The 26,527-nt window shown below is 65.7% G+C and carries 29 protein-coding genes; 18 read left to right on the top strand and 11 right to left on the bottom strand.

All coding sequences use genetic code 11. The features are described from left to right. Positions 1-2: 2 nt before the first annotated feature. The 3 genes from EJ068_RS14170 (at position 3) to EJ068_RS14160 (ending at position 2,078) form a co-directional block, all read left to right on the top strand. Positions 3-437: a DUF3052 family protein gene (locus EJ068_RS14170; RefSeq protein WP_127250197.1), complete on the top strand. Its 435-nt coding sequence runs from the start codon at positions 3-5 to the stop codon at positions 435-437. Next, on the top strand, positions 437-1,216 hold the full coding sequence (locus tag EJ068_RS14165) for a succinate dehydrogenase iron-sulfur subunit (RefSeq protein ID WP_127250196.1): 780 nt from the start codon (positions 437-439) through the stop codon (positions 1,214-1,216). The genes EJ068_RS14170 and EJ068_RS14165 overlap by 1 nt, the downstream gene beginning before the upstream one ends. Positions 1,217-1,451: 235 nt before the next feature. Next, positions 1,452-2,078: a DUF480 domain-containing protein gene (locus EJ068_RS14160; protein ID WP_127250195.1), complete on the top strand. Its 627-nt coding sequence runs from the start codon at positions 1,452-1,454 to the stop codon at positions 2,076-2,078. Positions 2,079-2,329: 251 nt separating this feature from the next. Here the strand turns inward: EJ068_RS14160 and EJ068_RS14150 are convergent, their stop codons facing one another. Beyond that, entirely contained in the window at positions 2,330-2,755 is a 426-nt protein-coding gene (locus tag EJ068_RS14150) for an OsmC family protein (protein ID WP_042645515.1), read from the bottom strand. Positions 2,756-3,008: 253 nt separating this feature from the next. On the opposite strand from EJ068_RS14150, the gene EJ068_RS14145 reads away from it, so the two are divergent. The 3 genes from EJ068_RS14145 to EJ068_RS14135 all read left to right on the top strand — a co-directional run bounded on the left by EJ068_RS14145 (position 3,009) and on the right by EJ068_RS14135 (position 4,259). Then, positions 3,009-3,233 carry a hypothetical protein gene (locus tag EJ068_RS14145; RefSeq protein ID WP_126080482.1) on the top strand — a complete coding sequence of 75 codons (225 nt, stop codon included), beginning with the start codon at positions 3,009-3,011 and terminating at the stop codon, positions 3,231-3,233. Further along, on the top strand, positions 3,230-3,586 hold the full coding sequence (locus EJ068_RS14140; protein WP_127250194.1) for a YciI family protein: 357 nt from the start codon (positions 3,230-3,232) through the stop codon (positions 3,584-3,586). Before EJ068_RS14145 ends, EJ068_RS14140 begins: the two co-directional genes overlap by 4 nt. 142 nt (positions 3,587-3,728) lie before the next feature. Beyond that, positions 3,729-4,259: a hypothetical protein gene (locus EJ068_RS14135; protein ID WP_127250193.1), complete on the top strand. Its 531-nt coding sequence runs from the start codon at positions 3,729-3,731 to the stop codon at positions 4,257-4,259. Between the two features lie 395 nt (positions 4,260-4,654). On the opposite strand, the gene EJ068_RS14130 is transcribed toward EJ068_RS14135, so the two are convergent. Further along, positions 4,655-5,932 (bottom strand): ubiquinone biosynthesis hydroxylase, encoded by a 1,278-nt coding sequence (locus EJ068_RS14130; protein WP_126083648.1) that lies wholly within the window; start codon positions 5,930-5,932, stop codon positions 4,655-4,657. 104 nt (positions 5,933-6,036) lie between these two features. Here EJ068_RS14130 and tesB point away from each other — a divergent pair, with 104 nt between their 5' ends. From tesB to xth, 6 genes are all read left to right on the top strand, one after another. Then, on the top strand, positions 6,037-6,900 hold the full coding sequence (gene tesB / locus EJ068_RS14125; protein ID WP_042645540.1) for an acyl-CoA thioesterase II: 864 nt from the start codon (positions 6,037-6,039) through the stop codon (positions 6,898-6,900). Between the two features lie 249 nt (positions 6,901-7,149). After that, a complete protein-coding gene (locus EJ068_RS14120; RefSeq protein ID WP_027169082.1) occupies positions 7,150-7,488 on the top strand; it encodes a P-II family nitrogen regulator in 339 nt (112 codons plus the stop codon). A gap of 49 nt (positions 7,489-7,537) precedes the next feature. Then, positions 7,538-8,869 carry an ammonium transporter gene (locus EJ068_RS14115; protein WP_189341664.1) on the top strand — a complete coding sequence of 444 codons (1,332 nt, stop codon included), beginning with the start codon at positions 7,538-7,540 and terminating at the stop codon, positions 8,867-8,869. Between the two features lie 542 nt (positions 8,870-9,411). Continuing rightward, complete coding sequence (locus EJ068_RS14110; RefSeq protein ID WP_127250192.1) at positions 9,412-12,087, top strand: DNA translocase FtsK; 2,676 nt, start codon at positions 9,412-9,414, stop codon at positions 12,085-12,087. Between the two features lie 191 nt (positions 12,088-12,278). Next, positions 12,279-12,947: an outer membrane lipoprotein carrier protein LolA gene (locus tag EJ068_RS14105; RefSeq protein WP_042645542.1), complete on the top strand. Its 669-nt coding sequence runs from the start codon at positions 12,279-12,281 to the stop codon at positions 12,945-12,947. Positions 12,948-13,219: 272 nt separating this feature from the next. Next, complete coding sequence (gene xth, locus EJ068_RS14100; protein WP_127250191.1) at positions 13,220-14,026, top strand: exodeoxyribonuclease III; 807 nt, start codon at positions 13,220-13,222, stop codon at positions 14,024-14,026. A 20-nt stretch (positions 14,027-14,046) separates the two neighbouring features. Here the strand turns inward: xth and EJ068_RS14095 are convergent, their stop codons facing one another. Both EJ068_RS14095 and EJ068_RS14090 read right to left on the bottom strand, forming a co-directional pair. Beyond that, entirely contained in the window at positions 14,047-14,502 is a 456-nt protein-coding gene (locus EJ068_RS14095; RefSeq protein WP_126080489.1) for a cyclic nucleotide-binding domain-containing protein, read from the bottom strand. A gap of 262 nt (positions 14,503-14,764) precedes the next feature. Continuing rightward, entirely contained in the window at positions 14,765-15,448 is a 684-nt protein-coding gene (locus tag EJ068_RS14090; RefSeq protein WP_040991447.1) for a response regulator transcription factor, read from the bottom strand. Positions 15,449-15,596: 148 nt separating this feature from the next. On the opposite strand from EJ068_RS14090, the gene EJ068_RS14085 reads away from it, so the two are divergent. Further along, a complete protein-coding gene (locus tag EJ068_RS14085; protein ID WP_245463417.1) occupies positions 15,597-16,130 on the top strand; it encodes a L,D-transpeptidase in 534 nt (177 codons plus the stop codon). Positions 16,131-16,194: 64 nt separating this feature from the next. Here EJ068_RS14085 and EJ068_RS14080 read toward each other — a convergent pair whose 3' ends face one another. Further along, entirely contained in the window at positions 16,195-16,446 is a 252-nt protein-coding gene (locus EJ068_RS14080) for a hypothetical protein (RefSeq protein ID WP_126080490.1), read from the bottom strand. Positions 16,447-16,577: 131 nt separating this feature from the next. Between EJ068_RS14080 and gcvA the strand changes: the two genes are divergently transcribed. Next, positions 16,578-17,498: a transcriptional regulator GcvA gene (gene gcvA, locus EJ068_RS14075; protein ID WP_127250190.1), complete on the top strand. Its 921-nt coding sequence runs from the start codon at positions 16,578-16,580 to the stop codon at positions 17,496-17,498. Between the two features lie 9 nt (positions 17,499-17,507). Here gcvA and EJ068_RS14070 read toward each other — a convergent pair whose 3' ends face one another. The 6 genes from EJ068_RS14070 to tsaD are packed head-to-tail and all read right to left on the bottom strand — an operon-like array spanning position 17,508 to position 21,510. Continuing rightward, complete coding sequence (locus EJ068_RS14070; protein WP_127250189.1) at positions 17,508-17,933, bottom strand: DUF1761 domain-containing protein; 426 nt, start codon at positions 17,931-17,933, stop codon at positions 17,508-17,510. A 50-nt stretch (positions 17,934-17,983) separates the two neighbouring features. After that, positions 17,984-18,682 (bottom strand): methyltransferase, encoded by a 699-nt coding sequence (locus EJ068_RS14065; protein ID WP_189342039.1) that lies wholly within the window; start codon positions 18,680-18,682, stop codon positions 17,984-17,986. Beyond that, a complete protein-coding gene (locus EJ068_RS14060) occupies positions 18,637-19,062 on the bottom strand; it encodes an EVE domain-containing protein (RefSeq protein ID WP_127250187.1) in 426 nt (141 codons plus the stop codon). Before EJ068_RS14060 ends, EJ068_RS14065 begins: the two co-directional genes overlap by 46 nt. A gap of 32 nt (positions 19,063-19,094) precedes the next feature. Beyond that, positions 19,095-19,391 (bottom strand): YciI-like protein, encoded by a 297-nt coding sequence (locus tag EJ068_RS14055; protein ID WP_127250186.1) that lies wholly within the window; start codon positions 19,389-19,391, stop codon positions 19,095-19,097. 17 nt (positions 19,392-19,408) lie between these two features. After that, positions 19,409-20,428 (bottom strand): NAD(P)H-dependent glycerol-3-phosphate dehydrogenase, encoded by a 1,020-nt coding sequence (locus tag EJ068_RS14050; RefSeq protein WP_127250185.1) that lies wholly within the window; start codon positions 20,426-20,428, stop codon positions 19,409-19,411. Further along, positions 20,425-21,510, bottom strand: a complete 1,086-nt coding sequence (gene tsaD, locus EJ068_RS14045) for a tRNA (adenosine(37)-N6)-threonylcarbamoyltransferase complex transferase subunit TsaD (RefSeq protein WP_189342040.1) — start codon at positions 21,508-21,510, stop codon at positions 20,425-20,427. The genes EJ068_RS14050 and tsaD overlap by 4 nt, the downstream gene beginning before the upstream one ends. A 211-nt stretch (positions 21,511-21,721) precedes the next feature. Between tsaD and hemC the strand changes: the two genes are divergently transcribed. From hemC to EJ068_RS14025, 4 genes are all read left to right on the top strand, one after another. Then, entirely contained in the window at positions 21,722-22,645 is a 924-nt protein-coding gene (gene hemC, locus EJ068_RS14040; protein WP_127250183.1) for a hydroxymethylbilane synthase, read from the top strand. A gap of 1 nt (position 22,646) precedes the next feature. Continuing rightward, positions 22,647-23,360, top strand: coding sequence for a uroporphyrinogen-III synthase (locus EJ068_RS14035; RefSeq protein WP_127250182.1), 714 nt, complete (start codon positions 22,647-22,649; stop codon positions 23,358-23,360). Positions 23,361-23,463: 103 nt separating this feature from the next. Further along, entirely contained in the window at positions 23,464-24,921 is a 1,458-nt protein-coding gene (locus tag EJ068_RS14030) for a COG4223 family protein (RefSeq protein ID WP_128314965.1), read from the top strand. A gap of 10 nt (positions 24,922-24,931) precedes the next feature. After that, on the top strand, positions 24,932-26,503 hold the full coding sequence (locus tag EJ068_RS14025) for a heme biosynthesis protein HemY (RefSeq protein WP_127253602.1): 1,572 nt from the start codon (positions 24,932-24,934) through the stop codon (positions 26,501-26,503). The last annotated feature ends 24 nt before the right edge of the window (positions 26,504-26,527 follow it).

The raw sequence follows: 26,527 nt of genomic DNA, 5'->3' as shown, positions 1-26,527 counted from the left end.
CGATGGCATTGGCGGCCGCGGGATATTTCGGCACGCCCCTTCCGGCCAAGCTCGGCCTGAAGGACGGCATGGTCGCCGCCTTCATCGCGCTGCCGCCGGAGCTCGATGATTTGGCCGAGGCAGTAAAGTTTGCCGAGGTCGATCGGCTGCCAAGGTGGTCGGCGATTTCGGGCAGCCGCAAATACGATGCCGTGCACGCCTTCACCGGGCAGCGGGCCGAGATCGAGGACAGTCTGGCCGGCATCGAGACGGCGATCAAGCGCGACGGCATGATCTGGGTCTCCTGGCCGAAGAAGGCATCGAAAGTGCCGACCGACGTCACCGAGGACGTGATCCGGTCGGAGGCGCTGAAGCGCGACCTGGTCGACGTCAAGGTCGCCGCCGTCAACGAAATCTGGTCCGGGCTGAAGCTCGTCATCCGAAAGGACCGCAGGTAATGGTCGAACTCACGCTTCCGAAGAATTCCAAGGTCCAGCAGGGCAGGACCTGGCCGAAGCCGGAGGGCGCCACCAACCTGCGCGAATACCGCATCTACCGCTGGTCACCGGACGATGGCGGAAACCCGCGCATGGACACCTATTTCGTCGACATGGACGATTGCGGGCCGATGGTGCTGGATGCGCTTCTGTGGATCAAGAACAAGATCGACCCGACGCTGACGCTGCGCCGTTCCTGCCGCGAAGGCATTTGCGGCTCCTGCGCCATGAATATCGACGGCTCGAACACGCTCGCCTGCACCAAGGGCGCCGACGACATTTCCGGCGCGGTGAAGATCTACCCACTGCCGCATATGCCGGTGATCAAGGACCTGGTGCCCGACCTCACCAATTTCTATGCCCAGCACGCCTCGATCGAGCCTTGGCTGAAGACGGTTTCGCCGACGCCGGCCAAGGAATGGCTGCAGAGCCATGAGGACCGCGAGAAGCTCGACGGGCTCTACGAGTGCATCCTGTGCGCCTGCTGCTCGACCTCCTGCCCGAGCTACTGGTGGAACGGCGACCGCTATCTCGGTCCGGCGACGCTGCTGCAGGCCTATCGCTGGCTGATCGACAGCCGAGATGAGGCGACGGGCGAGCGGCTCGACAATCTCGAAGACCCGTTCCGGCTCTATCGCTGCCACACCATCATGAACTGCGCGCAGACCTGCCCGAAGGGCTTGAACCCTGCGAAAGCGATCGCGGAGATCAAGAAGATGATGGTGGAGCGAAGGGTTTAGGCTTCGCCTCTTCGTTCGCGACAATCTCGCAAGCAGCGATCCTTCGCGCCCCCCTGTCCTTCCGGACATCTCCCCCACGGGTGGGGAGATTGGCTGTCATCGCGGCTTTCGCCAATCGCCGTCGTCGAAGAGTGAGCGCTGTTGACGAAGCTGCTGATCTCCCCCCTTGTGGGGGAGATGTCCGGCATGACAGAGGGGAGCGCTGTCCCGCCAGCGCTAGAAAGGATTGCAGCCAATGACCGATCTCCCCGTCCTTTCCGCCGTCGAAGCGCGCGTGCTGGGCTCGCTGATCGAGAAGAAGGAGCTGACGCCGGACGTCTATCCGCTGACGCTCAACGGCGCGCACGCCGCCGCCAACCAGAAGACGGCGCGCGAGCCTGTCATGGCGCTGGAGCTGACCGAGATCCGGCGGGCGCTGAGCACGCTCGAGCAGAAAGGGCTGGTGCGCCAGGCCTTCGCCTCGCGCGTCGAGCGCTACGAGCATCTGATGGCGCAGCGCTTTTCGCTGACCACGCCGCAGATCGCGGTGATCGGGCTCTTGCTGCTGCGCGGCGCGCAGACGGCGCATGAACTGCTGGCGCGCTCCGAGCGGATGGCGCGTTTCGCCTCGATCGAGGAGCTGCGCGACAATCTCGACCTGATGATCGGCCGCCGACCGCCGCTGATCCAGCTGCTCGAACGCGCGCCCGGTCAGCGCGAGGAACGCTACGTTCATTTGCTCAGCGGACCGGTGGAGGCGGCCTCTGTGGCAGCGGCTTGGCAGCCGGCGGCATTGGCAGACTCCGACCTCGAGGCGCGGGTCAAGGCGCTAGAGGAGGAGGTCGCGGCGCTGCGGGCGAAGATCGAGGCGCTGGGCGGCTAGCTCACCACATTACGTTGGCGCGAGGCCCCCCTCTCTGTCCTGCCGGACATCTCCCCCTCAAGGGGGGAGATTGGCAGCTCGATTGCCGGCTCTCCTCTTTCAACGTCGGCGATTAGCCGACAACGTCGCGGTGAACAACGTCGGCGATTGGCGAAACCCGGCGTGACATCTGATCTCCCCCCTTGAGGGGGAGATGCCCGGCAGGGCAGAGAGGGAGGCGAAGGATCGCTGCCGTTCAGATTAAAACGCAGTCACCCCAACCTTGCATCCAGCGACACCTTGATCGCCCCCAGCGCTTTCGACACCGGGCACTCCGCCTTGGCCTTCTCGGCCAGTTCCTTGAACTTCGCCGCGTCGATGCCGGGTACCTTGCCGACCAGGGTGATGGCGCTGCCGGTGATGCCGGTGCCGGGAACCAGCGTCACCACCGCCTTGGCATCGAGCTCCGCGGCCGGCGTGCCGTTCTCGGCCAGGAAATGCGACAGCTGCATGGCGTAGCAGCCCGCATGCGCCGCCGCGATCAGCTCTTCCGGATTGGTGCCGGATTTGCCGCTCTCGTCCTGGAAGCGCGCCTTGAAGGAATAGGGCGTGCCCTTCAAGGTCCCGCTCTGCGTGTCGAGCGTGCCCTGGCCTTCCGTCAGATTGCCTTTCCAGACGGCGTTTGCGGTGCGATCCATGGAGTCCTCCTGGTCTGTCGGGGTTGCGCCGGCGGCCGCCGGCGTTCTCCTGGACTATAGCGCGGGCGCGGCGGAAGGCCATCCTCCGGCGCGTCGAGATTCGGGTGAGGCCGCCTCACCGGAATCTCGACGCGCTTTCCGCCCGTGTGGTGGGCAGACCGAAAAATCTCAAAAAAAATGCGCGCAAGAATGTCGACTTGCCATCGGCCCGACCGTCCTGCGGGCGGCCACTCGCGGCCGATGGAGATTTGAGATGGACAATCTGTTTGTTGCGATCTGGGGGAAGCCGGAGCGAAATGCCCGGCGAGCGGAGGAGTTCTGGCTGGATCCGCCGGCGCCCGGTTTCGGTCGACTGCTTGCGGCCATCGCTATTGTCGGCGTGGCGGCGTGCCTGCTCGACCACGTGGCCACGGCAAACAAAACTGACACCGCCGCCTTTGCCTCTTACAACGTGGCCATCGAAGGGAGCTCGAAATGAAATATGTCCTGCTGGTCTATGGCGAGGAGAAGGACCTTTACGCGCTCACCCCGGAACGGGCGGCCAGGCTCGATGCCGACTCGCTTGCCTATGACTGGGAACTCGACAGGCAAGGCAGGTTGGTCATCGCACAGGCCCTGCAATCGGTGAAGACCTCGAAGTCGCTGAGGCGGCGCAAGGGCAAGGTACTGGTGACCGACGGGCCGTTCGCCGAGACCAAGGAGCAGCTGCTCGGCTTCGTCATGGTCGAGGCGGCCGACCTTGCCGAGGCGCTGAAGATCGCGGAGCGCATTCCGCTGGCCGAGCTCGGCACGGTCGAGGTCAGGGCGATCTACGACATACCGGGGTCATAGGCGCCGGTCAGGGCCGGGCACGGCGCGTTGCGGCCGTCTCACGCGGGAAACATCTTCAGGGTTTCTTCACGGACGCGACCGTTGCGTGTTGAAGCAACGCCGCATCTCTCTTATCGTCGCCGCGATTTCGGGGGAATTCGGCATGCCTATTCTTATCGCGATACTTGGCCTGCTCGGAGCGGCCGCCATCTGGTGGTACCGGCTGAAATATATGAGCGACGCCGCGCGTGAGGTCGCCGACGTCGTCGGACGCGTCCAGGGCAACATACGGCGCAAGAAGCTGCGCAAGCAGGCCGCGCTCTCGCCGCTCACGGCGATCGACGATCCGGTGGTGGCGGCCGCGACGCTGATCACCGCGATCGTTGCCGAGCAAGGGCCGGTGCTGCCGAAGCGCGAGGCTGTTATCCGGGATGTCATCTCGCAGATCGCGGAAAGCCCGAAGAAGACCGACGAGGCCGTCGTCTACGCAAAATGGGCGGCTGCGCAGGTCGACGACACGACGATTGTCATCGACAAGCTCGCGCCCTTCCTGCGCGGCCGCCTCGACCCGCATGAGCGCGACGACCTGCTCAGCATGCTGAACCGTGTCGCGCAAGGCGGCGAGCAGAGCCTCAAGATACCCGACCAGCGGATGCTGAGGTTGCGGCAGAAGCTGGGGTTCGAGGTGAACTAGAATTCAGGTGAGGCCGGCCTGCAAATGCCGGCTCCCCGCGCTTCCGGTGCTCACGTACTTTCAAGTACGCTCCGCTCCGGTTCTCGGGATCCGCCATTTTCGACTCGGCCTGACCTGAATTTCACCGCGCGGCGACGACCGTATCGCCTGCCTTCGTGATGGAGCGAAACGCCTCTCGCGTCGTCATTCTATGGCGGAGCAAGGAGCGAAGCGACGCGCGCAGACCATAGAATCCATTCCGTGACATCGGAGCGCCGCATCGGTACAGATTCTGCGTCGCTGCGTTCCTTGGCGGAGGGAACGGAATGGATCCTCGGGTCTGCGCTCCGCTTCGCGTCACTCCGCCCGTGGATGACGAAATGAGAGGCGCTGCCGCTATTCCTCCAGGAAAGGGTTCAGATCGCCTCGCCCTTCAGCAGCCTCGGCGTGTCGCCGGAGAGGCCCGAGGCCTGGCGGATGAAGAAATCCTTCAGTCGGGGCATGCGCTCGACCAGCCCGAGGCCGAGATCGCGGACGGCGCGCAGCGGGCCGATGTCGTTGGAGAACAAACGGTTCAAGACATCGGTGGTGACGCCCATCTGCAGCGTGTCGAAGCGGCGCCATTGCTGGTAGCGCTCGAGCACGTCGAGGGCGCCGATATCCTGGCCGAGCCGGTCAGCCTCGACGATGACTTCGGCGAGCGCGGCGACATCCTTGAAGCCGAGATTGAGGCCCTGGCCGGCGATCGGGTGGATGCCATGGGCGGCGTCGCCGGCGAGCGCGATGCGCGGCGCGACGAAGGCGCGGGCCAGCGTCAGGCCGAGCGGCCAGGCGCGCGGCTTGTCGACGACCCTTATTTCGCCGAGCTTCAGGCCGAAGCGCTGCTCCAGATCGTGCTCGAAAACGAACTCGTCGCCCTCGACCAGAGCCTTCGCATCTTGCGTGCGCTCCACCCAGACGATCGACGAGCGGTTGGTTCCGTCCTTGTCCGGCTTCAGCGGCAGTGTCGCGAAGGGGCCTGCTGGCAGGAAATGCTCCTCGGCGCGGCCGTTGTGCGGGCGCTCATGCGCCACCGTGCAGACGATGCCGGACTGGCCGTATTCCCATTTGACGGTCTTGATGCCGGCCAGGTCGCGCAGCCTGGAGTTGACGCCATCGGCGGCAATCAGCAGCCGCGCCTTCATCGCCGCGCCGTCGGCCAGATGCACCGTGATGCCGGCGCCGTTGACGTCGAAGGCGCTGACCGCGACGCCTTCGATGATATCGATGCCGAGCTTTTCGGCGCGGCGGCGCAGCGCGCCGTTCAAGTCACGGTTGGCGACCATGTGGGCGAAAGGCTCGCCCGGCGCCACCTCGCCGTCGAAGGTCAGGAACACCGGGCGCACCGGGTCGGCGGCGCGCGAATCGGTGATGATCATTTCGGTGATCGCCTGCGCTTCCGGCGCGATTTCGTCCCAGACACCGAGCTGCTCCAGCATGCGGCTGGCGGCGGCGGCGATGGCCGAGGCGCGGCCGTCCCGTTGCCAGACGCCCGCAGGCGCGGCGTCGACGACGGCGATGGCGAGGCCCGGCCGCGCCTGCTTCAGCGACACGGCCGCGGTGAGGCCGACATAAGCCGCGCCGGCGATGAGCACGTCGAGCGGCGCTTCGCGGTTCGCGTCGGCCTTTGCTCCATCCGGCTTGCGGTCGACCATGGCATCATCCTTTCGCGGCTTCGTCCGGCCGCCGCTTGCGGCCTTGACTGGCCGCACATCCTGTCCGAAACCGGCCATGGCGCATCCCTTGAAGGATTTCAGACATGACGGCGGCCATGGACGAGCTTCTCGACATTCTCGACCTCGAGCAGCTCGAACACAATCTGTATCGTGGTCGCAGCCCAAAGGTCGACTGGCAGCGCGTCTTCGGCGGCCAGACCATCGCCCAGGCGCTGGTCGCCGCGCAGCGCACCGTGGAACCGGAGCGCCACGTGCATTCGCTGCACGGCTATTTCATGCGGCCCGGCGACACCAAGCTGCCGATCGTCTACGAGGTCGACCGCATCCGCGACGGCGGCTCCTTCACCACGCGCCGGGTCGTGGCGATCCAGCATGGCCAGGCGATCTTCTCGCTGGAGGCCTCGTTCCAGCAGGACGAGATTGGCCTTGAGCACCAGATGCCGATGCCGCGCGACGTGCCGGCGCCCGACACGCTGCTGTCCCAGCGCGAGCTGCTCGGCAAATTCGGCGAAGCGGTGCCGGAAGGCATCAGGCGCTACTGGGATCGCGACCGGCCGATCGAGATGAAGCCGGTGATGCTGAAGCACTATACAAGCCGCGAGAAGCTGGAGCCGCAGCAGAACATCTGGATCCGCACCACCGGCCCGGTGCCCGAAAACCGTGCGATACAGGCGGCCGTGCTCGCCTACCTCTCCGACATGACGCTGCTCGACACCTCGACCTTCGCGCATGGCCGCGCCATCTTCGACCGCGACATCCAGGCGGCCAGCCTCGACCATGCCATGTGGTTCCACCGCAGCCACTCGCTCGACGACTGGATCCTCTACAATCAGGACAGCCCGTCGACACAGGGGTCGCGCGGCTTCACCCGCGGTTCGCTGTTCGCGCGGGACGGAACGCTCATCGCTTCGGTCGCCCAGGAAGGCCTAATCCGACTCAAGCGCTGAGCCGGGTTCTGGTCGATGCCTGCCAAGCAGGCATTTTTGAAATTTTGCCTATTTTTTGATCACGACACCCGATGCGGCCGCGCACAAATGATGTGCGCAGGCCGATCTGCCCCTTTGTTTACAACAGGTTAACGCCCTGCTTCGGCAATTGGCACGGAGCTTGAATCCTGTCGGGCACTCTCCGGCTCTCCTCGGGATCGGTGTAGGTGTGCAAACGCGGGGGACCGCAACAGCAAAGGGTGAAACCTTATGAAAATCGTGATGGCAATCATCAAGCCGTTCAAGCTCGACGAGGTGCGCGAAGCGCTCACCGCCGTCGGCATCCAGGGCCTGACCGTCACCGAAGTTAAAGGCTACGGGCGTCAGAAGGGGCACACGGAAATCTATCGCGGCGCGGAGTACGCGGTCAGCTTCCTGCCCAAGATCAAGATCGAGGTCGCGGTCGGCGCCGACATGGTCGACAAGGCCGTCGAAGCCATCACTTCGGCCGCCAAGACCGGCCAGATCGGCGACGGCAAGATCTTCGTCTTCGGCATCGACCAGGCGGTGCGCATCCGTACCGGCGAAACAGACACCGACGCGCTCTGAGCGGCGACCATCCATTCCAACGGAGAGTTAAATGAATATTCCTTCCACCTTGAAGACGACGGGACGCGCGGCCGCTTCGCTCGCTCTCGTAGCGCTGAGCACCGCCGCCGCCTTCGCGCAGGAGGCCGCTCCGGCGGCGCCTGCGGCGCCCGCCGCTCCGACCCCGGTTCTCGACACCGGCAATACCGCCTGGATGCTGACCTCGACTGCGCTGGTGCTGATGATGACCATTCCGGGCCTGGCGCTGTTCTACGGCGGCATGGTGCGCAAGAAGAACGTGCTCGCCACCATCATGCAGAGCTTCGCCATCACCTGCCTGGTGACGGTGCTGTGGTTCATGTTCGGCTATTCGCTCGCCTTCACCACCAACGAATCCGCCAGCTTGAACAGCTATGTCGGCGGCTTCTCGCGGTTCTTCCACCACGGCATCACCGTCTCGACGCTCTGGCTGCCAGGCGTGGCGAATATTCCCGAATTCGTCTTCTCGATGTTCCAGTTGACCTTCGCCATCATAACGCCGGCGCTGATCGCCGGCGCCTTCGCCGAGCGCATGAAATTCTCGGCGCTGCTGATCTTCATGGGCCTGTGGCTGGTGTTCGTCTACGCGCCGATCGCGCATTGGGTGTGGGGCGGCGGCTTCCTCGGTTCGGCCGGTGTGCTCGACTTCGCCGGCGGCACGGTCGTCCACATCAACGCCGGTGTCGCGGGTCTGGTCTGCGCGCTGGTGCTGGGCAAGCGCGAGGGCTACGGCACCACCAACATGGCGCCGCATAACCTGGTCTACTCGGTCATCGGCGCCTCGCTGCTGTGGGTCGGCTGGTTCGGTTTCAACGCCGGTTCAGAACTGGCGGCCGATGGCCTTGCCGGCGCCGCGATGATGAACACGCAGGTTGCCACCGCCGCTGCGGCGCTCGCCTGGATGTTCGCCGAATGGATCGTCGCCAAGAAGCCTTCGGTGCTCGGCATCATCTCGGGCGCGGTCGCTGGCCTAGTGGCGGTGACGCCGGCCTCCGGCTTCGTCAACCCGACCGGCGCCTTCGTCGTCGGCATCCTCGCCGGCGTCATCTGCTACATCTCGGCGGTCAAGCTTAAGCACGCGTTCGGCTATGACGACTCGCTCGATGCCTTCGGCGTGCACGGCGTTGGCGGCATCGTCGGCGCGCTGCTCACCGGCGCGCTCGCCGATCCGACCATCAACGCGCTCGGCAAGGACGCCTCTGTCGGCAAGCAGCTCTACGGCATCGTCTTCACCATCCTGTGGACGGCGATCGCCACCTTCGTGATCCTCTACATCGTCAAGGCGCTGGTCGGCCTGCGTCCGTCGACCCAGGAAGAGGTCGAGGGTCTCGACGTCACCCAGCACGGCGAAGTGGTGCCGTAAGGCTGCCTTTGCCCTTTGCATGGGCGCAATTCCGGAGGGTTTCATGCCTTCCTGGAATTGCCCCGAGGGCCGGCGGATCCTCCTCCCGCTGGCCCGGAATTCCTCCCAAGATCCCGTCGTGATGTCTCGAAAGGGGCTCACGCCTTGAGGCCCGGAACACCCTTCCGGGCCTCCTTTTTTGTCCAGAGCCCGAAGCCGACTTCAAGACGGCCTGGGCGGCGACGCCCAAGGACAAGCAAGACAAGATGATGAAGGAGTGCCAGGACGCGGCGATGAGCAAGCCTCACGCCGAATTCTGCGCCAATCTGATGGCGTATGGCGGCGCCAACAAGTGATGCCCGAGGTCGGGTCCGAAAAGGCCTGATCGTTTCGGCGTTTCAAGCAAAAAGGTGGCGGGCTTCGCGGCTCGCCACCGTCGTTCCGCGCCATCTCCGGTAAAGGTCCATGGTTAATGCGGCCTTAACCTTCCCCCCGATAGTCTGGCGTTCGAATCTGCCGGAATGCGCCATGCGCCCGGCCAGGCAACGATCACGGGGAAGAGCATGCGTTCAGGCGCCTCAGCACCGCTCGCGCTGACCGATACGGGGCACGGCATCCAGGCATTCGCGCGGCGTCAGGTCGGGCGGCTGGCCGGCGCCGGGCTGTTCCTGTTCACCGCCTTCGGCATCGCGGCTTTGGCCACGTGGAACGTTGCCGACCCGAGCTTCTCGCACGCCACCAGCAACGTCGTCACCAACGCCATGGGTTATGCGGGTGCGGTGTTCTCCGACCTTGCCATGCAGTTCTTCGGTCTTGCCGCCGTGGCCGGTCTGGTGCCCGCGGTTGTCTGGGGCTTTCTGCTTTTCACCGCGCGCGGCGTCGACAAATTGCCGAAGCGCGGCTTCGCCTGGTTCGGCTTCGCGCTTCTGGCCGCGGCCATCGCCGGCTGCGTGACGCCGCCCAACACCTGGCCGCTGCCGACCGGGCTTGGTGGCGTCTTCGGCGACATGGTGCTGAAGATCCCGGGCATCGCCGTCGGCGGTTACCCGAAAGGGCTTTTCGCGACGATCATAGCGGTCGTCCTCGCCGCGCCGATGTTATGGCTGTTTGCCTATGGCTCGGCGCTGATCGCGCGTAAGAACGGCTTCGCCGTCATGGAGCGCGCTGCGGCGCCCGATCCGCGCGAGCAGGACGAGATGCTGTTCGACGAGGATGAGGACGAGGGCGACGAAGGCATCCTGGCGCTCGGCGCCCTCACCCATTGGTGGCTGTCGTTCCGCGCCTTCCTGCACCGCCGCGCCGAGCGCCGCAGGCGGGAGCGCGACGAGTTCGAGCCGCCGATGCAGCCCAAGTCCAGCGCCTGGCGGCGCGCCGCCGAGCGCGTCGAATCTGCCGAATTCGCCGAAAGCCGGGTGAGCCCGGGCGGCCGCGCCCGTGTCGAGCCGGAATTCTTTGCCGCCATGGTCAACGACCGCAGCGCTTCAGTCGATCCGGCGGACCAGGATATTTTCGAAAACGAGCAGGACGAGGACGTCGACCTCGACGACTTCGACGACGAGGCGCCTGCCCAGCGGCGCGGCGCGCACGCCAAGGTGCAGAATTTCCGCTCCGATGCCGCGACCCGTGTCGCGGCGCCGGCGGCGCGGCCGGTGCCGGGCGCCCGTGTACAGCGCGAGGCGCAGACCTCGCTGATCGGCTCCGACACGTTCGAGATGCCGTCGCTGCATTTCCTGTCCGAGCCGAAGAACGTCGCCAAGGATCCAAGCCTGTCGAAGGACGCGCTGGAGCAGAACGCGCGGCTGCTCGAAGGCGTGCTGGAGGATTTCGGCGTCAAGGGCGAGATCATCCATGTCCGCCCCGGTCCGGTCGTCACGCTCTACGAGCTGGAGCCGGCGCCCGGCATCAAGTCCTCGCGCGTCATCGGCCTGTCCGACGACATCGCCCGCTCGATGAGCGCGATCGCCTGCCGCGTCGCCGTGGTGCCTGGCCGCAATGCCATCGGCATCGAGCTGCCCAACGCCAAGCGCGAGACGGTCTATCTCAGGGAGATCATGGCCAGTCGCGACTTCGAGACGACCAAGGCGAAGCTGGCGCTGGCGCTCGGCAAGACCATCAATGGCGAGGCGGTCATCGTCGACATCGCCAAGATGCCGCATGTGCTGGTCGCCGGCACCACCGGCTCCGGCAAGTCGGTCGCCATCAACACGATGATCCTGTCGCTGCTCTACCGGATGACGCCGCAGGAATGCCGGCTGATCATGATCGACCCGAAGATGCTCGAGCTCTCCGTCTATGACGGCATCCCGCATCTGCTCACGCCGGTCGTCACCGATCCGAAGAAGGCGGTCGTGGCGCTGAAATGGACCGTGCGGGAGATGGAGGACCGCTACCGCAAGATGTCCAAGGTCGGCGTGCGCAACATCGACGGCTTCAACGCACGCGTTCAGCAAGCGGAGAAAAAGGGAGAGAAGATCTCGCGCACGGTGCAGACCGGATTCGACCGCCAGACCGGCGAGGCGATCTACGAGACCGAGAACCTCGATCTCGAGCCGATGCCCTATATCGTGGTCATCATCGACGAGATGGCCGACCTGATGATGGTGGCCGGCAAGGATATCGAAGGCGCGGTACAGCGCCTGGCGCAGATGGCGCGCGCCGCCGGCATCCATGTCATCATGGCGACGCAACGTCCCTCGGTCGACGTCATCACCGGCACCATCAAGGCCAATTTCCCGACCCGCATCTCCTTCCAGGTGACGTCGAAGATCGACAGCCGCACCATCCTTGGCGAGCAGGGCGCCGAGCAGCTGCTCGGCATGGGCGACATGCTCTACATGGCCGGCGGCGGGCGCATCCAGCGCGTCCACGGTCCGTTCGTCTCGGACGACGAGGTCGAGCGGATCGTCGCGCATCTGAAGCTGCAGGGCGTGCCGGAATATCTCGACGCCATCACGGAGGACGACGAGGAAGAGGACGAGGATGGCCCGTCCGGCAAGGGTGGTTCCGGCGGCGGTGGCGCCGGCAATTTCGAGGATTCCGACGATCCCTACGACCAGGCGGTGGCGGTGGTGCTGCGCGACGGCAAGGCCTCGACCAGCTACATCCAGCGGCGGCTCGGCATCGGCTACAACCGCGCCGCCTCGATCATCGAGAAGATGGAGAAGGAAGGCATTGTCGGCCCGGCCAACCATGCCGGCAAACGCGAGATTCTGGTGCCGACCGAGGATGACAAGTTCTAGGGTTTGTCAATATTCTGGTGAGGCCGGCCTGACCTGAATCTCGACAAACCTTGGCCCGACCAGAACGTAGGGTGAGCAGGCAACCGGAAATCGTCTGGCGCGTTTGTGCGAAGTTGTCGCGCACCCGCCAAACTTAGGCCCCAGTGGGAGTCCAGATACTGCCACGACACGAATCACAGGAAGTGACCGGCATGAACACCCAGACCGAATTCGCCATCACCCGCCGCCAGCTCCTCGGCCTCGGCTTGATGCTTGGCGGAGCTGCCGCTCTCAACCTTGTGCCCGGCTACCAGCTCGTGGCGGCCGCGCAGGCGGCGGTGCCGCCGGCGGCGCAGAAGATCGCCGATCATTTCTCCTCGGTGAAGTCGATGAGCGGCGAGTTCGTCCAGTTCGGCCCGAAGGGCGAGCAGACCGGCGGCAAGTTCTTCCTGGAGCGTCCGGGCAAGATCCGCTTCAACTATGACGGCTCCTCCAACTTCCGCGTCATCTCCGACGGCAAGTCGGTGGTGATCCTGAACAAGAAGCTCAACACTTCCGACCTCTACCCGCTGTCGAAGACGCCGCTGAAATTGCTGCTCGACGACCGGATCGATCTCTCCGGCGGGCGCGTCAAGGCCGTCAAGGAAGAGGACGACCTCACGACCATCAAGCTTTCCGACAAGTCGGTCTTCGGCAATGCCATGATCACCATGATGTTTGACCCGAAGACCTATGATCTGCGCCAGTGGACGATCACCGACGCGCAAGGCAAGGACACGACGGTGATGATCTTCAACACCAAGGAAGGCGTTAGCTTCCCGGCCGACACGTTTGCGATCGACTACACGGCGAACCGCGAGCTGAACACGAAGACGCGGTAGGCTTTCGCCGCGGTCGGAGCTTTATCCCGTTACGTTGGCGCCGCCCCTCATCTGGCTGCCGCCATCTTCTCCCCGTGAACGGGGAGAAGGGGCTTGGCGTCACCGCTTTCGCCGATCCCAGAGCGTCGCAACCGCTTCTTTCTCCCCGTTTACGGGGAGAAATGCCCGGCAGGGCAATGAGGGGCTGCGCCGACCTCCGTGAGTATAGCCGACCTTGTCTTTCCGGCGCGCGGCTGGCACTAGTTCGGCGATTCCTTTCCGGACCCGCCTGAATGCCTTTCACCATCGCCACCTGGAACATCAACTCCGTGCGCCTGCGCATGCCGATCGTCGAGCGGCTGCTGAAGGAGCATGCGCCGGACGTGCTGTGCCTGCAGGAAACCAAGGTGCCGGACGAGCTGTTCCCGGAGAAGGCATTCCGCAAGGCGGGCTACGAGCACATCCTGTTTCACGGCCAGAAGGGCTATCACGGCGTCGCCACCGTCGCGCGCCGGCCGATCGAGCTGGTCGAGAAGCGGCGCTTCTGCGAGATCGACGACAGCCGGCATCTGTCGGTCAGGGTCCAGGCGGGCGGCAAATCGGTGCTGGTGCATAATTTCTACGTGCCGGCCGGCGGCGATGAGCCCGATCCGGAGATTAACCGCAAATTCCGCCACAAGCTCGATTTCGTCTACGAGATGAATTCCGTGCCGGCGATCGGCGACGAATCGTCGGCGTCGATCCTGGTCGGCGACCTGAACATCGCGCCGCAGGAGCACGATGTCTGGTCGCACAAGCAGCTGCTCAACGTCGTCAGCCATACGCCGGTCGAGACGACGAATTTCGAGGCGATGCGCAAGACCGGCGGCTGGGTCGACCTGATGCGGCTCAACGTGCCGGCCGAGCAGAAGCTCTACACCTGGTGGAGCTATCGCGCGAAGGACTGGGAAGCGTCGAACCGCGGCCGCCGCCTCGACCATGTCTGGTCGTCTGCCAATCTGGTGCCGAGCTTCAAGGGATATGAAATCCTGCAGGCGGCGCGAGGCTGGGAAAAGCCGTCCGACCATGTGCCGGTGATTGCGCGGTTCGACCTGGATTAGGACGGGCCTTCCGGCGGCGCCTACCCCGTAAAACGCGGCGCCAGTTCCTCGATGCGGGCGATCATCTGCTGGAATTCCTCCAGGATGCGCTCATGCAACAGCACCGCGATCTCCGGATATTCTTCCAGGATTCGGTGGAACATCTTGCGGCTCAATCGGATCACTTCAGAGTCGACCGCTGCGGAGGCGCTGGTCAGCCGGTTGGTGTCGGCTATCAGCGCCAGTTCGCTCAGCATAGTGCCCGGACCCGCGGTGCCGATCGGGACGCGTTCGCCCCCTAGCTCCCGATAGAGCGTGATCAGGCCGCTGACCACGATGTAGGCAGAATCAGCAACATCATCCTCGCGGTAGAGCTTATGGTCGGCCTGCAGCATGGTGGTCTCGGCGCCGAAGGCGAGCAGGCGCAACTGTTCCTGGGTGAAGCCCTGGAAAAGCTTCACGCCGGACAGGATGCGGATGTCGTCATCCAGCGCCATCCTAGCTGTGTCCCCGAGCGGTCAGTCCAGTCCCTCCTTTGGAGCGGCGCGCCCTCCTGGGCGCGCGAGAAGCGCTCCACCATGCATCGTGCGATGCGTGCAACGAGCCGATCCATCACCCTCCAGCATCAGGATCTACCCGAAGCGGTCCCGCCCGACCGCTCTCATCTCTTTTGGCTCAATTCCGGACGGAAGGCTACGGCGAAGCCGCCAAGCCCAGCCGTTTCGTACTTTTCCTGGAATTGCTTAGATCATGAAATGTTTAAGGAACCAGCTTGTAGCCGCCGCTTTCTGTCACAAGAATTTCGGCATTGGAAGGATCGCGCTCGATCTTCTGGCGCAACCGGTAGACATGGGTCTCGAGCGTGTGCGTGGTGACGCCGGAATTGTAGCCCCAGACCTCTTCCAGCAGCACGTCGCGCGTCACCACCTTCTGGTCGGCGCGGTAGAGATATTTGATGATCGAGGCTTCCTTCTCGGTCAGCCGCACCTTGGCGCCGCGCGGATCGATCAAGAGCTTCTGGCTGGGCTTGAACGTGTAGGGTCCGACCGAGAAGGTGGCGTCCTCGCTCTGCTCATGCTGGCGAAGCTGGGCGCGGATGCGGGCTAACAGGACGGCGAAGCGGAAGGGCTTGGTCACATAATCGTTGGCGCCGGCCTCGAGACCCAGAATCGTGTCGGAATCGGTGTCGTGGCCGGTCAGCATGATGATCGGCGCCTTGTAGCCGCCCTTGCGCAGGATCTTCACCGCCTCGCGGCCATCCATATCGGGCAGGCCGACATCCATGATGAGCAGGTCGACGACGCCGCCGCGCGCAGCGGCAACGCCTTTCGCGGCGGTCGATTCCTGCTGAACGTCGAATTCCTCGTAGAGCGCCAGCTGCTCGACCAGGGTGGCGCGCAGGTCGTCGTCGTCATCGACGATCAGGATGGTGCGTGATGTCATGGATATCAATCCGTTGTTTTAAAAAGAATATTCAGTTGACCTCCCCCATTTATGCGGAAGCTCACCGGCGCAACAGCCGATCACAGTGATTTGTTCCGTGACACGATCATACAAGAAAAAACGCGCGCGCAATGAGGCGGGCGCATTTTTGCCGAAAGGCCTGCGCGTTTTGGTGGTGCGGACGCGGCCCGGCAATCCCGCGCAAGGCTTCCTGCAAGCCGGCATAACGGCGTTTCCCTGCGCCCTGGGGCGCAGCGGCATCACAGCCAACAAGCATGAAGGGGATGGCGCGACGCCGCTGGCGTCGATGCGCATCCTGTCGGGCTATTTCCGGGGCGATCATTTCGCGGGCGGGCGCAGGACGAAGCTTCCGATGGCGCCGATCGGTCCGGATCTCGGCTGGTGCGAGGTGCCTAACGACCGCAACTACAACCGTCCGGTGAAGATCCCCTATGGCGCGAGCCATGAGCGGATGAAGCGCGACGACCGGCTCTACGATGTCTGCCTGGTGCTCGACTGGAACATCGCGCCGCGCTTGCGCGGGCGCGGCAGCGCGATCTTCTTCCATCTGGCCCGGCCGGGCTTCACGCCGACCCAGGGCTGCGTGGCGGTGACGGCGCGGACCATGGCAAGGCTGCTTCCGTTGCTGTCGGATAGGACGGTGGTGAAGGTGGTGAGGTAGGTAGGCAGTAGGGCAGTAGGGCAGTAGGCGGTTCTTTTCGCTACTGCCCTACTCCCTTACTGCCTTAGCGACGACGCTGCCAACCTGTCCCCAGCAGTCCGATCTCTCGGAACTCGCGGTCCAATGCCTTTGCGATGTCGCGACGCCGGCTGCCGACGTCGCGCAGGTCGCGGTCGGAAAGGTCTTCGACGGATTCCCCAGGCAAGGTGGCGGCGACGCGGGCCTGGCGCAGCCAATCGCGTGCCGAACGCAGCCAAAGGGTCAGGCCCGAGGGCGATTCCAGGGGGGTGCAGGGCTTCAGGGCGATCTCGGACATGGCTTTATCCCGTGTTCTCCGGATATCAAATCCGGTTTGATGGTGTTTCGATGAAGCCATCATGCCGGATTGAAAAACAAACGAGAAACGAGTAGTTCTTTTCCGATCATCAAGTTTTATTTGGAGATCATATGTCCAGGCTGCTGCCCGGAACGCGCGCGCTGAGGACGTTCGACGCGGCCGCCAGGCACCTCAATTTCACCCGCGCCGCCGACGAGCTCGGCCTGACGCCGGCGGCGGTCAGCCACCAGATCAAGGAAATCGAGGATCAGCTCGACCTGGTGCTGTTCACGCGCACCAGCCGTAGCATCCGGCTGACCGAGGCGGGCAGCCTGCTGCATGATGCGTCGATCGACGCGCTCGACCTGCTCAACCGGGCGGTGTCTCGAGCCCGCAAGATGACGCGCGGCACTGCATTGTTGAAGGTGACGCTCGACGCGCAGTTCGCGACGAAATGGCTGATGCGCCGCATCGACGATTTCCGCCAACAGAAGCCCGGCATCGAGCTGCGCTTCGACATCACCTACGACGTAAGGGACTTCGAGCGCGACGATGTCGATATCGGCATCCGCTTCGGTACCGGCAAATATCCGGGGCTCGTCGCGCACCGGCTGTTCGAGAACATCATCATCCCGGTGTGCAGCCCAGCGCTGCTGGCGTCGGGTCCGCCGCTGAACGAGCCGCGCGATCTCTTCAACCATACGCTCGCGCATATCGAATGGTCGCGGCAGGGTGTGACCTGGCCGAACTGGAGCATGTGGATGCAGGCGGCCGGCGTCGATGATTTCGACGACAGCCGCACGCTGGTGTTCGGATCGTCAACCGATGCCACCCAGGCAGCGCTGGACGGCAATGCGGTGGCACTGGCCGACTTCGCCATGGTCGCCAACGATCTTTCGCAAGGGCGCCTGGTGCGACCCTTCGAGCTCGGCATCAAGGTCGCGCCGGAATTCGCCTATTTCCTGGTCTACCCCGAGACTGCGAAAGACGACGCGCGGGTCACCGCTTTTCGCGAATGGCTGCTGGACGAGGCGGCGAAAACGCCGACATAGTACCTGTCGTCAGACTGCCGGCGCGGCCGGCGCGCCGAACCAGCCGATGACGGCGCCGATGATCAGCATCACGCCCAGCCAATGGCCGGCATCGATCAGGGTCAGGGCCCAGCCGAAACCTTCATAGCGGTGGTTGACGGCAAGCGTGGTGGCGATGAAGCCCAGCCAAAGCACGAACCCGAACAGCAAGCCCGCGACCGGGTTCGGCTCGCCGCCGGTGATTGCCCCCACCACCAATGTCAGGACAAGCGCCATGACCAGCTCGGCGACGAAGCTGACGATGAAGGGAACGGCCGAGCGTTGCATGGTGGCCGGGTCGAGCTTGGCCGCCTTCAGCCAAGGCTTGCTCAGGCTCATATACCAGGCTGCGCCGAACAACCATGCGACGACGGCGGCGACAACCACCGCCAGCCAGTTCACGACCGAAAAATCCATGCTTTCCCCTCCAGATCGAGACGCGATGGAACGCTTGTTCGGCGATCGCGTCAAGCGAGGCGCCAGACGGTCGTGCGCTTGACTTCGGCATCCTCCAGCACGCGCGTCACCGGAACCTGGTAGACAGCAAGCGATTGCAGCCCGGTCCTGGGGAGGTAGGCGCGGCCGGGATCGCCGACGAGGATCTCGGCGCCGCGCGCCTTCAGTGACGCGAACCAGGGCAGCAGCCTGTCGGCGAAAGCCTTGTCGTAGAAGACGTCACCGGCAAGCACGACGTCCCAGCCATCGTCGGAGCCGACGCAATCCGTGCCGAGGAACTGCGCTTCGACGCCGTTGGCTTCGAGGTTAAGCGCGATCGCCGTCTCGCAGAACGGATCGATGTCGGCGGCGATCGCCTGCCTCGCACCCGCTTTCATCGCGGCTATGGCGACGAGGCCCGAGCCGGAGGCGAAGTCGAGCACGCGTCTGCCGCGCACCGCCCCGGGATTGTCGAGCACATAGCGGGCGAGGCCCTGGCCGCCGGCCCAGGCGAAGGCCCAGAAGGGCGGCGGCAGGCCGATCTCGGCCAACTCCTCCTCGGTGCGCAGCCAAAGGTCATGTGCCTCGTCGGCGAGGTGCAGCAGCACTTCCGGCACATGCGGCGGCGCCATCAGCGCTGTGTTGTCGAGGATGAACTTTTTGGCGCTTTTCGGCGTGAGCCTGGTCACGGCGCCGGGTTGAGCTTGGCCATGCGGCAGACCTCTTTCCATTCGGCCGGCGTCACCGGCTGCACGGAAAGCCGGCCGAGCCGGACCAGCGCCATCTCGGCGAGCTTGGGATTGGCCTTGACCTGTTCCAACGTCACCGGCTTCGGCACGTCCTTGTAGGCGCGGATGTCGACGCATTCCCAGCGCGGATCGTCGGTCGTCGTATCGGGATGCGCCAGCGCGCAGACCTCGGCGATGCCGACAATGTCGAGCCCTTCATTGGAATGATAGAAGAAGCCGAGATCGCCGATCTGCATCGCCTTCATGTTGTTGCGGGCGGCGTAGTTGCGCACGCCGTCCCACTGCGTGCCGGCCTTGCCCTTGGCCTTCAGCGCCTCGAAGGAAAAGACCGAGGGTTCGGACTTGAACAGCCAGTAGTTCATGCTCGTATTCCTCCTTGGCGCACGGACCTGAATTAACTAGCCGCCGGCTTGTTGAAGGTCCAGTTCCACTGACGGATCTCGACGCTCTCGAACAGGCCCGCCTTGGCGTAAGGGTCGGCTGCCGACAGCGCCTGCGCTGCAGCCAGGTCCGGCGCCTCGACCACGACGAGGCTGCCGTCCGGCTTGCCCTCGGCGTTGAGGAAGGGACCGGCGAAGGCCAGCTTCCCCTCGCCGTTCAGGCCTTCGAGAAACGCGACATGGGTCGGCCTGGTGTCGATGCGCAGCTGCAGGCTGCCGGGCTTGTCCTTGCAAATCAACGCAAACAGCATTTTTCAACTCCGATGGTTCAGATGTCGGTTTCGGTCTTGAGCGGGCGTGTCATCAGCGCGGTCACGGCCTGGCCGATGGTGATCCTGCCGTCGAGGATGGCGGCGACGGCCGAAATGATCGGCGCCTCGATGCCGCGCTCGGCGGCGATGCGGGCGGCAATGCCCGCCGTCGGCACGCCTTCGGCAAGCGGCAGGCCGGCAAGCGGCTTGCCCTGGCCGAGCGCCAGGCCATAGGCGAAATTGCGCGATTGCCTCGAGGAGCAGGTGAGCAAGAGGTCGCCAAGGCCGGAAAGCCCCATCAGCGTCTCCGGCCTGGCCCCGAAAGCGGCGCCGATGCGGCGCAATTCGACGAAGCCGCGCGTCACCATGGCGGCCTGGGCGCTTGCGCCAAGACCCGCGCCGGTGACGGCGCCCGCGGCGATGGCAAAGACGTTCTTCAGCGCGCCGCCGATCTCGACGCCGATCAGGTCGTCGCTGGAATAGCAGCGCAGATTCTCCGCCGAGAAGCGCGCGGCAAGCTCGGCCGCCAGTTCCGCCTCGCGGGCCGCGACCACGACCGCCGTCGGCAGGCCGCGCGCGACATCGCTGGCGAAGCTCGGGCCGGAAAGTGCTGCGACCGGATTGCCCGGCAGGCTTTCCTCGACAATCGTCGAGAGCAGCGCGCCGGTGTCGCGCTCGATGCCCTTGGCGCAGAGCACAAGCGGTATGCCCGCAGGAACGTGGTTGTCGGCTTGGGCCAGGACGGCGCGCAGCGACTGCGCCGGCGTCACGGCGAGCACGCAGTCGGCGCCGTCGAGCGCGGCCGCCATGTCGCTGGTGGCCGCGATGCCGGGCGCGATCTTGATGCCAGGCAAATAGCGCGGGTTCTCGCCGCGGGCGATGGCGGCGACGGTATCAGCGTCGCGCGCATAGAGACGCACATCATGGCCGGCGCGCAGCATGGCAAGGGCCAGCGCCGTGCCCCAGGCGCCGCCGCCGAGCACCGCGACGCGCCAGCCGCTGCCGGATTTCCTGCCGCTCGTTTCCTTCGCGCTCATGCCTTGGCCCCGCGCCGACCCGAGCCGACCAGGGGCGCGGAAACGCTGTCGAGCGGCCAGCGCGAACGTGGCACGAAGTCGGCGCTGTTTTCGTCGGCGATGCCGGCGCGCAGGCGTTCGATGCCGGCCCAGGCGATCATCGCCGCATTGTCGGTGCACAGTTTCTGCGGCGGCGCGACAAAGGCGAAGCCGGCTTGCGCGCAAAGCGCTTCAAGCGTCGCCTTGATCGTGCGGTTGGCCGCAACGCCGCCGGCGACGACCAGCGCCGGTTTTGCCTGATCGGGAAATTCCTGGCGGAAGCGGGCAAGGGCGCGGCCGACACGGTCGCCCAGCGCGTCGGCCACCGCCGCCTGGAAGGAAGCGCAGATGTCGGCGACGTCCTGGTCGCTCAACGGCGCAATCGCGGTCGCCGCCTGGCGCACCGCCGTCTTCAGACCCGAGAAGGAGAAATCCGGCTGCGCCGAGCCTTTCATCGGGCGCGGGAAGGCGAAGCGGCCGGCGTCGCCTGTCGCCGCCGCCTTCTCGACATTCGGGCCGCCGGGATAGGGCAGGCCGAGCATCTTGGCCGTCTTGTCGAAGGCCTCGCCGAGCGCATCGTCGATCGTGGTCGCCCAGCGCTGGTAGTCGCCGACGCCGCGCACCGCGACGATCTGGGTGTGGCCGCCGGAGACGAGCAGCAGAAGGTAAGGGAAGTCCAGCCCGTCGGTCAGCCGCGCGGTCAGCGCGTGGCCCTCGAGGTGGTTGATGGCGATCAGCGGCTTGTTCGCGGCGGCCGCGATCGCCTTGGCCGTCATCAGGCCGACGATCAGCCCACCCACCAGGCCAGGCCCCGCCGTCGCGGCGATGGCGTCGACCTCGTCCAGCGACACCTTGGAATCTTCAAGTGCCGCCTCGACGATGCCGTCCAGAGCCTCGACATGGGCACGCGCGGCGATCTCCGGCACGACGCCGCCGAAGGCCGCATGCTCCTCGATCTGGCTCAACACCACGTTGGACAGGATTTCGGGCGCGGCGCCGCCGTCCAGCGCCACAACGCTGGCCGCCGTCTCGTCGCAGCTCGTCTCAATGCCCAGAACGCGGATCAATTGGTCGCTAGCCTCAAAGATTGTATCACCGGAGGTCTATCGATATTCAGGTGATGCCGGCCTGCAAATGACGGGTTCCTGCGCTTCCGGTGCTCACGTACTTCAAGTACGCTCCGCTCCGGTTCTCGGAACCCACCATTTTCGGCTCGGCCTGACCTGAATCTCGACAGACCTCGGCCAAGGACGGGGTTATCACGGACCGCGCGCCATGCAAACTTTGAAAATCGGAACACGCGGCAGCCCGCTGGCGCTGGCACAGGCGCATGAGACGCGGGCGCGGCTGATGCAGGCGCACGGGCTGCCGGAGCAGGCGTTCGAGGTGGTGCCGATCTCGACCAGCGGCGACCGCATCCAGGACCGGCCGCTCTCGGAAGCCGGCGGCAAGGGCCTGTTCACCAAGGAAATCGAGGAAGCGCTGCTCGACGGGCGCATCGACATCGCCGTGCATTCGTCGAAGGACATGCCGACGGTGCTGCCCGACGGGCTGGAGCTTGTCACCTTCCTGTCGCGCGAGGACGCGCGCGACGCTTTCATCGGCAAGCGGGTGAAGCGGATCGCCGACCTGCCGCATGGCGCGGTGGTCGGTTCGTCGTCGCTCAGGCGCCAGGCGCTGCTTCGCCGCATGCGCCCGGATTTCGAGGTGGTGATCTTCCGCGGCAATGTGCAGACGAGGCTGCGCAAGCTCGACGAGGGCGTCGCCGAGGGCACGATCCTGGCCTATGCCGGGCTGAAGCGGCTCGGGCTCGAACATGTCGTCACCGACCTGATGTCGCTCGAGGATTTTCCGCCGGCGCCGGGGCAAGGCGCGATCGGCATCGAAACCCGTGTCGGCGACCGCGAGGTCGAAAAAATGCTGGCGGCGATCCATCACGTGCCGACCGGCCAGGCGCTCGCCTGCGAGCGCGCCTTCCTCGCCGCGCTCGACGGCTCCTGCCGCACGCCGATCGCCGGCCATGCGACGGTCGCAGGCGAAAAACTGTCCTTCGCCGGGCTGATCATCTCGCCCGACGGTTCGCAATCGCATGAGGTGCGGCTGGAAGGCGAGGCCGCGGACGCGGCGGAGATCGGGCTTGACGCCGCGCGGACGGTCCGCGCCAGGGCGGGCGCTGAATTCTTCGACGGCTGGGCCTGACATGGTCCGCGTCCTGGTGACGAGGCCGGAGCCCGGCGCGTCGCGCACGGCGCGACACCTCGAAGCCCTGGGATTTCAGCCTGTCCTGCTGCCGCTTACCGAGACGAGGGCATTGCCGGTCGAGTCGGCCATCGGCGCCGATGCCGTCGCGGTTGCGGTCACCAGCGCCAATGCGGTGCGCCATGCGCCAAAGCCGCTGGTCGCGTCGCTTGCGGGCCTGCCATGCCACGCGGTCGGCAAACGGACGGCCGAGGCCTGCCGCGCGGCGGGATTTTTATCGGTCGCGGAAGGTCCGGGCGATGCCGAGGCGCTGGCCGACGCCATCGCCGGCGGCCTTGCCGGCAAGGCAATCGTCTATCTGTGCGGCCGCGTCCGCTTTCCGGTGTTCGAGCAGCGGCTGACGGCGGCCGGCGTGCATGTCCAGGCAATCGAGACCTACGACACGACAGGCGTCGACTATGGCGATGCCGATGTGGTCGCCCGCCTGTCGGGCCGGCCGGTCGAGGCCGCGCTGCTCTATTCAGCCAAGGCCAGCTTAGCGCTGGTCGGCCTGATGGCGCGGCCGACGCTACGGTATCTCTTTGAAAAAACGCAGTTCCTGGCGCTCTCGACGCGCGTCGGCCAGCCGATGGAAGGCATTGCCGGCAGCAGGGTCCGCGTCGCGTCCCAGCCTGAGGAAGAGGCGTTGCTCGCGCTTTTGTCGCAACCGCGCTAGGCCGCGTCATCACACCGCCCCTTTTCACCGCTTGGTGATGTGCTAGAGCATCCTGAAGCTCTGGACCCTTCGATCCATCCCAAGCCAATTGCGGAGCCCAAGCATGGTCAAGACGCCGAAGATGCGACATTCGAAGACCCGGCGCGAGCCGGTGACCATCGAACTCGAGCCCGGCGCCGTCTCGCGAATCACCGACGAGGATGCCGCGAAGGCCAAGGCCGCGCAGACCGACGAGGCGAAGGCGGAAGAGGCTGCGGCCGCTTCGCAGCCGGAGGCGCCGGAAGAGCCGATCCATGCCGAGCAGGCCGATATCGAGCCGTGGGAGCATAGCGACGCCGCCCAGGCAGCGGCCGAAAGGCCCGAAGCCGCCAAAGGCGAGCCCGAGGCGCCGTATCCAAGCGACTCCGATGAGCCGAGGAGCCAGCCCCAGGGCTTCGACTACAATTTCGAGGACGCATCCGCGCCTGGGTCCAGCGCCCCGGCATCGAAATCAAGCGAGACGCGGGCCGAGGATCGCGCGCCGCAGCCGCCGCGCAGAACCGGCGTCAGCGCCATCGCAGCGGGGGTCATCGGCGGCGTGATCGCGCTTGCCGGCGCCGGCCTGCTGCAGGCGGTCGGCCTGCTTGGCGCGCCGGGATCGAACGGCGGATCGCTCGAAGGCGTCAATGGCGAGATCGCGTCGCTGAAAAGCGAGATCGCGGCGCTGAAGGAAAGCGGCGACAAGGGAGCCTCCGCCAAGGTCGAGGGTCTGTCCACGGCGATCGAGCAGGTCAAGTCCGATGTGGCGGCGTTGAAATCCTCGGCGGGCCAAGGCGGTGACAGTGCCGCGCTCAAGGCGCTCGGCGACAAGGTCGGCCAGATCGAGACCGCCGTTGCCGATCTGCAGAAGAACGGCAATACGGCGCCCGTCGATCTCGGTCCGCTCAACGAGAAGATAGCCGGGCTCGACGCTCTGGTGAAATCGACCGGCGACGCGGCCAAGGCCGAGGATGGCCGGCTGGCGGCGCTGGAACAGTCCGTGTCGCAGCTTTCCGGCAAGGTCGAGGCGCAGGCCTCGCAGCCCAAGATCGCGCTGGCCATTGCCGCCTCGGCGCTGAAGGCGGCGCTCGACCGCGGCGCGCCCTTCGCGACCGAGCTCGACACCTTCGCGGCCATCGCGCCGGACGCGCCCGAGCTCGCGGCGCTGCGCTCCTATGCCGATAAGGGCGTGCCGACCCGCGCCACCATCGCGTCGGAGGCCGAGACCGCCGCAAACGCCATGGTCGAGGCGGCAAAGCCTGTCGACCAGGATGCCGGTTTCTTCCAGAGCCTGGTGTCGAGCGCGGAATCGCTGGTCAAGGTGCGGCCGGTCGGCAGCGTTGAAGGCAAGGGCGCGCCCGAAACCGTCGCCCGCATGGAAGTGGCGGTCAACCAGGGCGACTACGCCAAGGCGCTCAGCGAATATGACACGCTGCCCGACGCCGCGAAGGCGGCCGGCGCCGACTTTGCCGGCAAACTGAAGGCGCGGCTGGAGGTCGAAAAGCAGCTCGAAGCGCTGATTGCCGGCGCGACGAAGGCGTGAGGACGAACAGATGATCCGCCTTCTCGCCTTCCTCTCCGTCGTCTTCGCGCTGGGGCTGGGCTTTGCCTGGCTGGCCGACCGTCCGGGCGAGATGCTCGTCACCTTCAACGGCTACCAGTACCAGGTCACGCTGATGGTGGCGGCGGTGGCGATCGTTGCCGTCGTCGCCGCGGTGATGATCGTCTGGTGGCTGATCAAGTCGTTGTGGAACAGCCCCTACACGATCTCGCGCTATTTCCGCGTGCGCCGCCGCGACCGCGGCTACCAGGCGCTGTCGACCGGCATGATCGCGGCCGGCGCCGGCGACGGCGCGCTGGCGCGCAAGAAGACCAAGGAAGCGGCGAAGCTGATCAACGCCGACCAGGAGCCGCTGATCAATTTGCTCGACGCGCAGGCCTCGCTGCTCGAAGGCGACCATAAAGGCGCGCGCGAGAAATTCGAGCGTATGCTCGACGATCCCGAGATGCGGCTGCTCGGCCTGCGCGGGCTTTATCTGGAAGCCGAGCGGCTCGGCGACCGCAATGCCGCGCGCCACTATGCCGGCCGCGCGGCGGCGGTGGCGCCGCAGCTCGCCTGGGCGGCGGAGTCGACGCTGGAGGAACTGACCGAACGCGGCGACTGGGATGGCGCGCTGAAGCTGGTCGAGGGGCAAAAATCGACAAGGCAGATCGAGCGCGACGCGGCCAACCGCCGCCGCGCCGTGCTGCTGACGGCCAAGGCGCAGGCGCTGGTCGACAGCGACCCGAACGCGGCCCGCACCGCGGCGCTCGAAGCCAACAAGCTGGCGCCCGATTTCGCGCCGGCCGCGGTGATCGCCGCCGATCTGGTTATCCGGCAAAACGACGTGCGCAAGGGCGCCAAGATCCTGGAAGCCGCCTGGAAGGCCGAGCCGCATCCCGACATTGCCGAGCTTTACACGCATGCGAGGCCGGGCGATGCCGTGCTCGACCGTCTCAACCGGGCGAGGAAGCTGCAGGAATTGAAGAGGAACCACGCCGAGTCGTCAATGGCCGTGGCGCGCGCGGCGCTCGACGCGCAGGACTTCGCCACCGCGCGGCGCGAGGCGGAGGCCGCGATCCGCATGGATCGCCGCGAGGGGGCCTATCTGCTGCTCGCCGATATCGAGGAAGCCGAGACCGGCGACCAGGGCAAGGTCAGGCAGCTGCTGTCCAAAGCCGTACGCGCGCCGCGCGATCCGGCCTGGGTGGCGGACGGCGTCATCTCCGAGCGCTGGGCGCCGGTGTCGCCGGTCACCGGCAAGCTCGACGCCTTCACCTGGCGCGCGCCGATGGAGCGGCTCGGCCAGCTGATCGACAGCGAGACGGACGCCGCGGTGCCGGCGATCACAGCTGCGCCGCCCGCTGCAGCACCCGCTGAAAAGGCGATCGACATTGTTGCGGACGCGCCTGTCGAGAAGCCCTTGCCGGCGAATGGCGGCGAGAAGGACGCGGCTGTTACGGAAGATGTCAGCGAAGCTGAAACCGCTGGGCGGGGTTCGGAATTACCTCCTCTGCCCGACGATCCGGGTGTCGCGCCGGAAGAGGAAGCGGAAAAATCGCCGCGCCGGTTTCGTTTGTTCTGAGGCAGGGTTTTGGCGGGTAGGGAA

The organism is Mesorhizobium sp. M2A.F.Ca.ET.043.02.1.1 (genome assembly GCF_003952405.1).
Lineage (GTDB): Bacteria > Pseudomonadota > Alphaproteobacteria > Rhizobiales > Rhizobiaceae > Mesorhizobium.
This window is presented reverse-complemented; position numbering and strand designations above follow the sequence as displayed.

Bases quoted from the DNA above. Each gene is read 5' to 3' on its own strand.
- EJ068_RS14170 (WP_127250197.1), top strand. From the start codon at position 3: ATGGCATTGGCGGCCGCGGGATATTTCGGCACGCCCCTTCCGGCCAAG.
- EJ068_RS14165 (WP_127250196.1), top strand. From the start codon at position 437: ATGGTCGAACTCACGCTTCCGAAGAATTCCAAGGTCCAGCAGGGCAGG.
- EJ068_RS14160 (WP_127250195.1), top strand. From the start codon at position 1,452: ATGACCGATCTCCCCGTCCTTTCCGCCGTCGAAGCGCGCGTGCTGGGC.
- EJ068_RS14150 (WP_042645515.1), bottom strand. From the start codon at position 2,755: ATGGATCGCACCGCAAACGCCGTCTGGAAAGGCAATCTGACGGAAGGC.
- EJ068_RS14145 (WP_126080482.1), top strand. From the start codon at position 3,009: ATGGACAATCTGTTTGTTGCGATCTGGGGGAAGCCGGAGCGAAATGCC.
- EJ068_RS14140 (WP_127250194.1), top strand. From the start codon at position 3,230: ATGAAATATGTCCTGCTGGTCTATGGCGAGGAGAAGGACCTTTACGCG.
- EJ068_RS14135 (WP_127250193.1), top strand. From the start codon at position 3,729: ATGCCTATTCTTATCGCGATACTTGGCCTGCTCGGAGCGGCCGCCATC.
- EJ068_RS14130 (WP_126083648.1), bottom strand. From the start codon at position 5,932: ATGGTCGACCGCAAGCCGGATGGAGCAAAGGCCGACGCGAACCGCGAA.
- tesB (WP_042645540.1), top strand. From the start codon at position 6,037: ATGACGGCGGCCATGGACGAGCTTCTCGACATTCTCGACCTCGAGCAG.
- EJ068_RS14120 (WP_027169082.1), top strand. From the start codon at position 7,150: ATGAAAATCGTGATGGCAATCATCAAGCCGTTCAAGCTCGACGAGGTG.
- EJ068_RS14110 (WP_127250192.1), top strand. From the start codon at position 9,412: ATGCGTTCAGGCGCCTCAGCACCGCTCGCGCTGACCGATACGGGGCAC.
- EJ068_RS14105 (WP_042645542.1), top strand. From the start codon at position 12,279: ATGAACACCCAGACCGAATTCGCCATCACCCGCCGCCAGCTCCTCGGC.
- xth (WP_127250191.1), top strand. From the start codon at position 13,220: ATGCCTTTCACCATCGCCACCTGGAACATCAACTCCGTGCGCCTGCGC.
- EJ068_RS14095 (WP_126080489.1), bottom strand. From the start codon at position 14,502: ATGGCGCTGGATGACGACATCCGCATCCTGTCCGGCGTGAAGCTTTTC.
- EJ068_RS14090 (WP_040991447.1), bottom strand. From the start codon at position 15,448: ATGACATCACGCACCATCCTGATCGTCGATGACGACGACGACCTGCGC.
- EJ068_RS14080 (WP_126080490.1), bottom strand. From the start codon at position 16,446: ATGTCCGAGATCGCCCTGAAGCCCTGCACCCCCCTGGAATCGCCCTCG.
- gcvA (WP_127250190.1), top strand. From the start codon at position 16,578: ATGTCCAGGCTGCTGCCCGGAACGCGCGCGCTGAGGACGTTCGACGCG.
- EJ068_RS14070 (WP_127250189.1), bottom strand. From the start codon at position 17,933: ATGGATTTTTCGGTCGTGAACTGGCTGGCGGTGGTTGTCGCCGCCGTC.
- EJ068_RS14065 (WP_189342039.1), bottom strand. From the start codon at position 18,682: ATGGAAAGAGGTCTGCCGCATGGCCAAGCTCAACCCGGCGCCGTGACC.
- EJ068_RS14060 (WP_127250187.1), bottom strand. From the start codon at position 19,062: ATGAACTACTGGCTGTTCAAGTCCGAACCCTCGGTCTTTTCCTTCGAG.
- EJ068_RS14055 (WP_127250186.1), bottom strand. From the start codon at position 19,391: ATGCTGTTTGCGTTGATTTGCAAGGACAAGCCCGGCAGCCTGCAGCTG.
- EJ068_RS14050 (WP_127250185.1), bottom strand. From the start codon at position 20,428: ATGAGCGCGAAGGAAACGAGCGGCAGGAAATCCGGCAGCGGCTGGCGC.
- hemC (WP_127250183.1), top strand. From the start codon at position 21,722: ATGCAAACTTTGAAAATCGGAACACGCGGCAGCCCGCTGGCGCTGGCA.
- EJ068_RS14035 (WP_127250182.1), top strand. From the start codon at position 22,647: ATGGTCCGCGTCCTGGTGACGAGGCCGGAGCCCGGCGCGTCGCGCACG.
- EJ068_RS14030 (WP_128314965.1), top strand. From the start codon at position 23,464: ATGGTCAAGACGCCGAAGATGCGACATTCGAAGACCCGGCGCGAGCCG.
- EJ068_RS14025 (WP_127253602.1), top strand. From the start codon at position 24,932: ATGATCCGCCTTCTCGCCTTCCTCTCCGTCGTCTTCGCGCTGGGGCTG.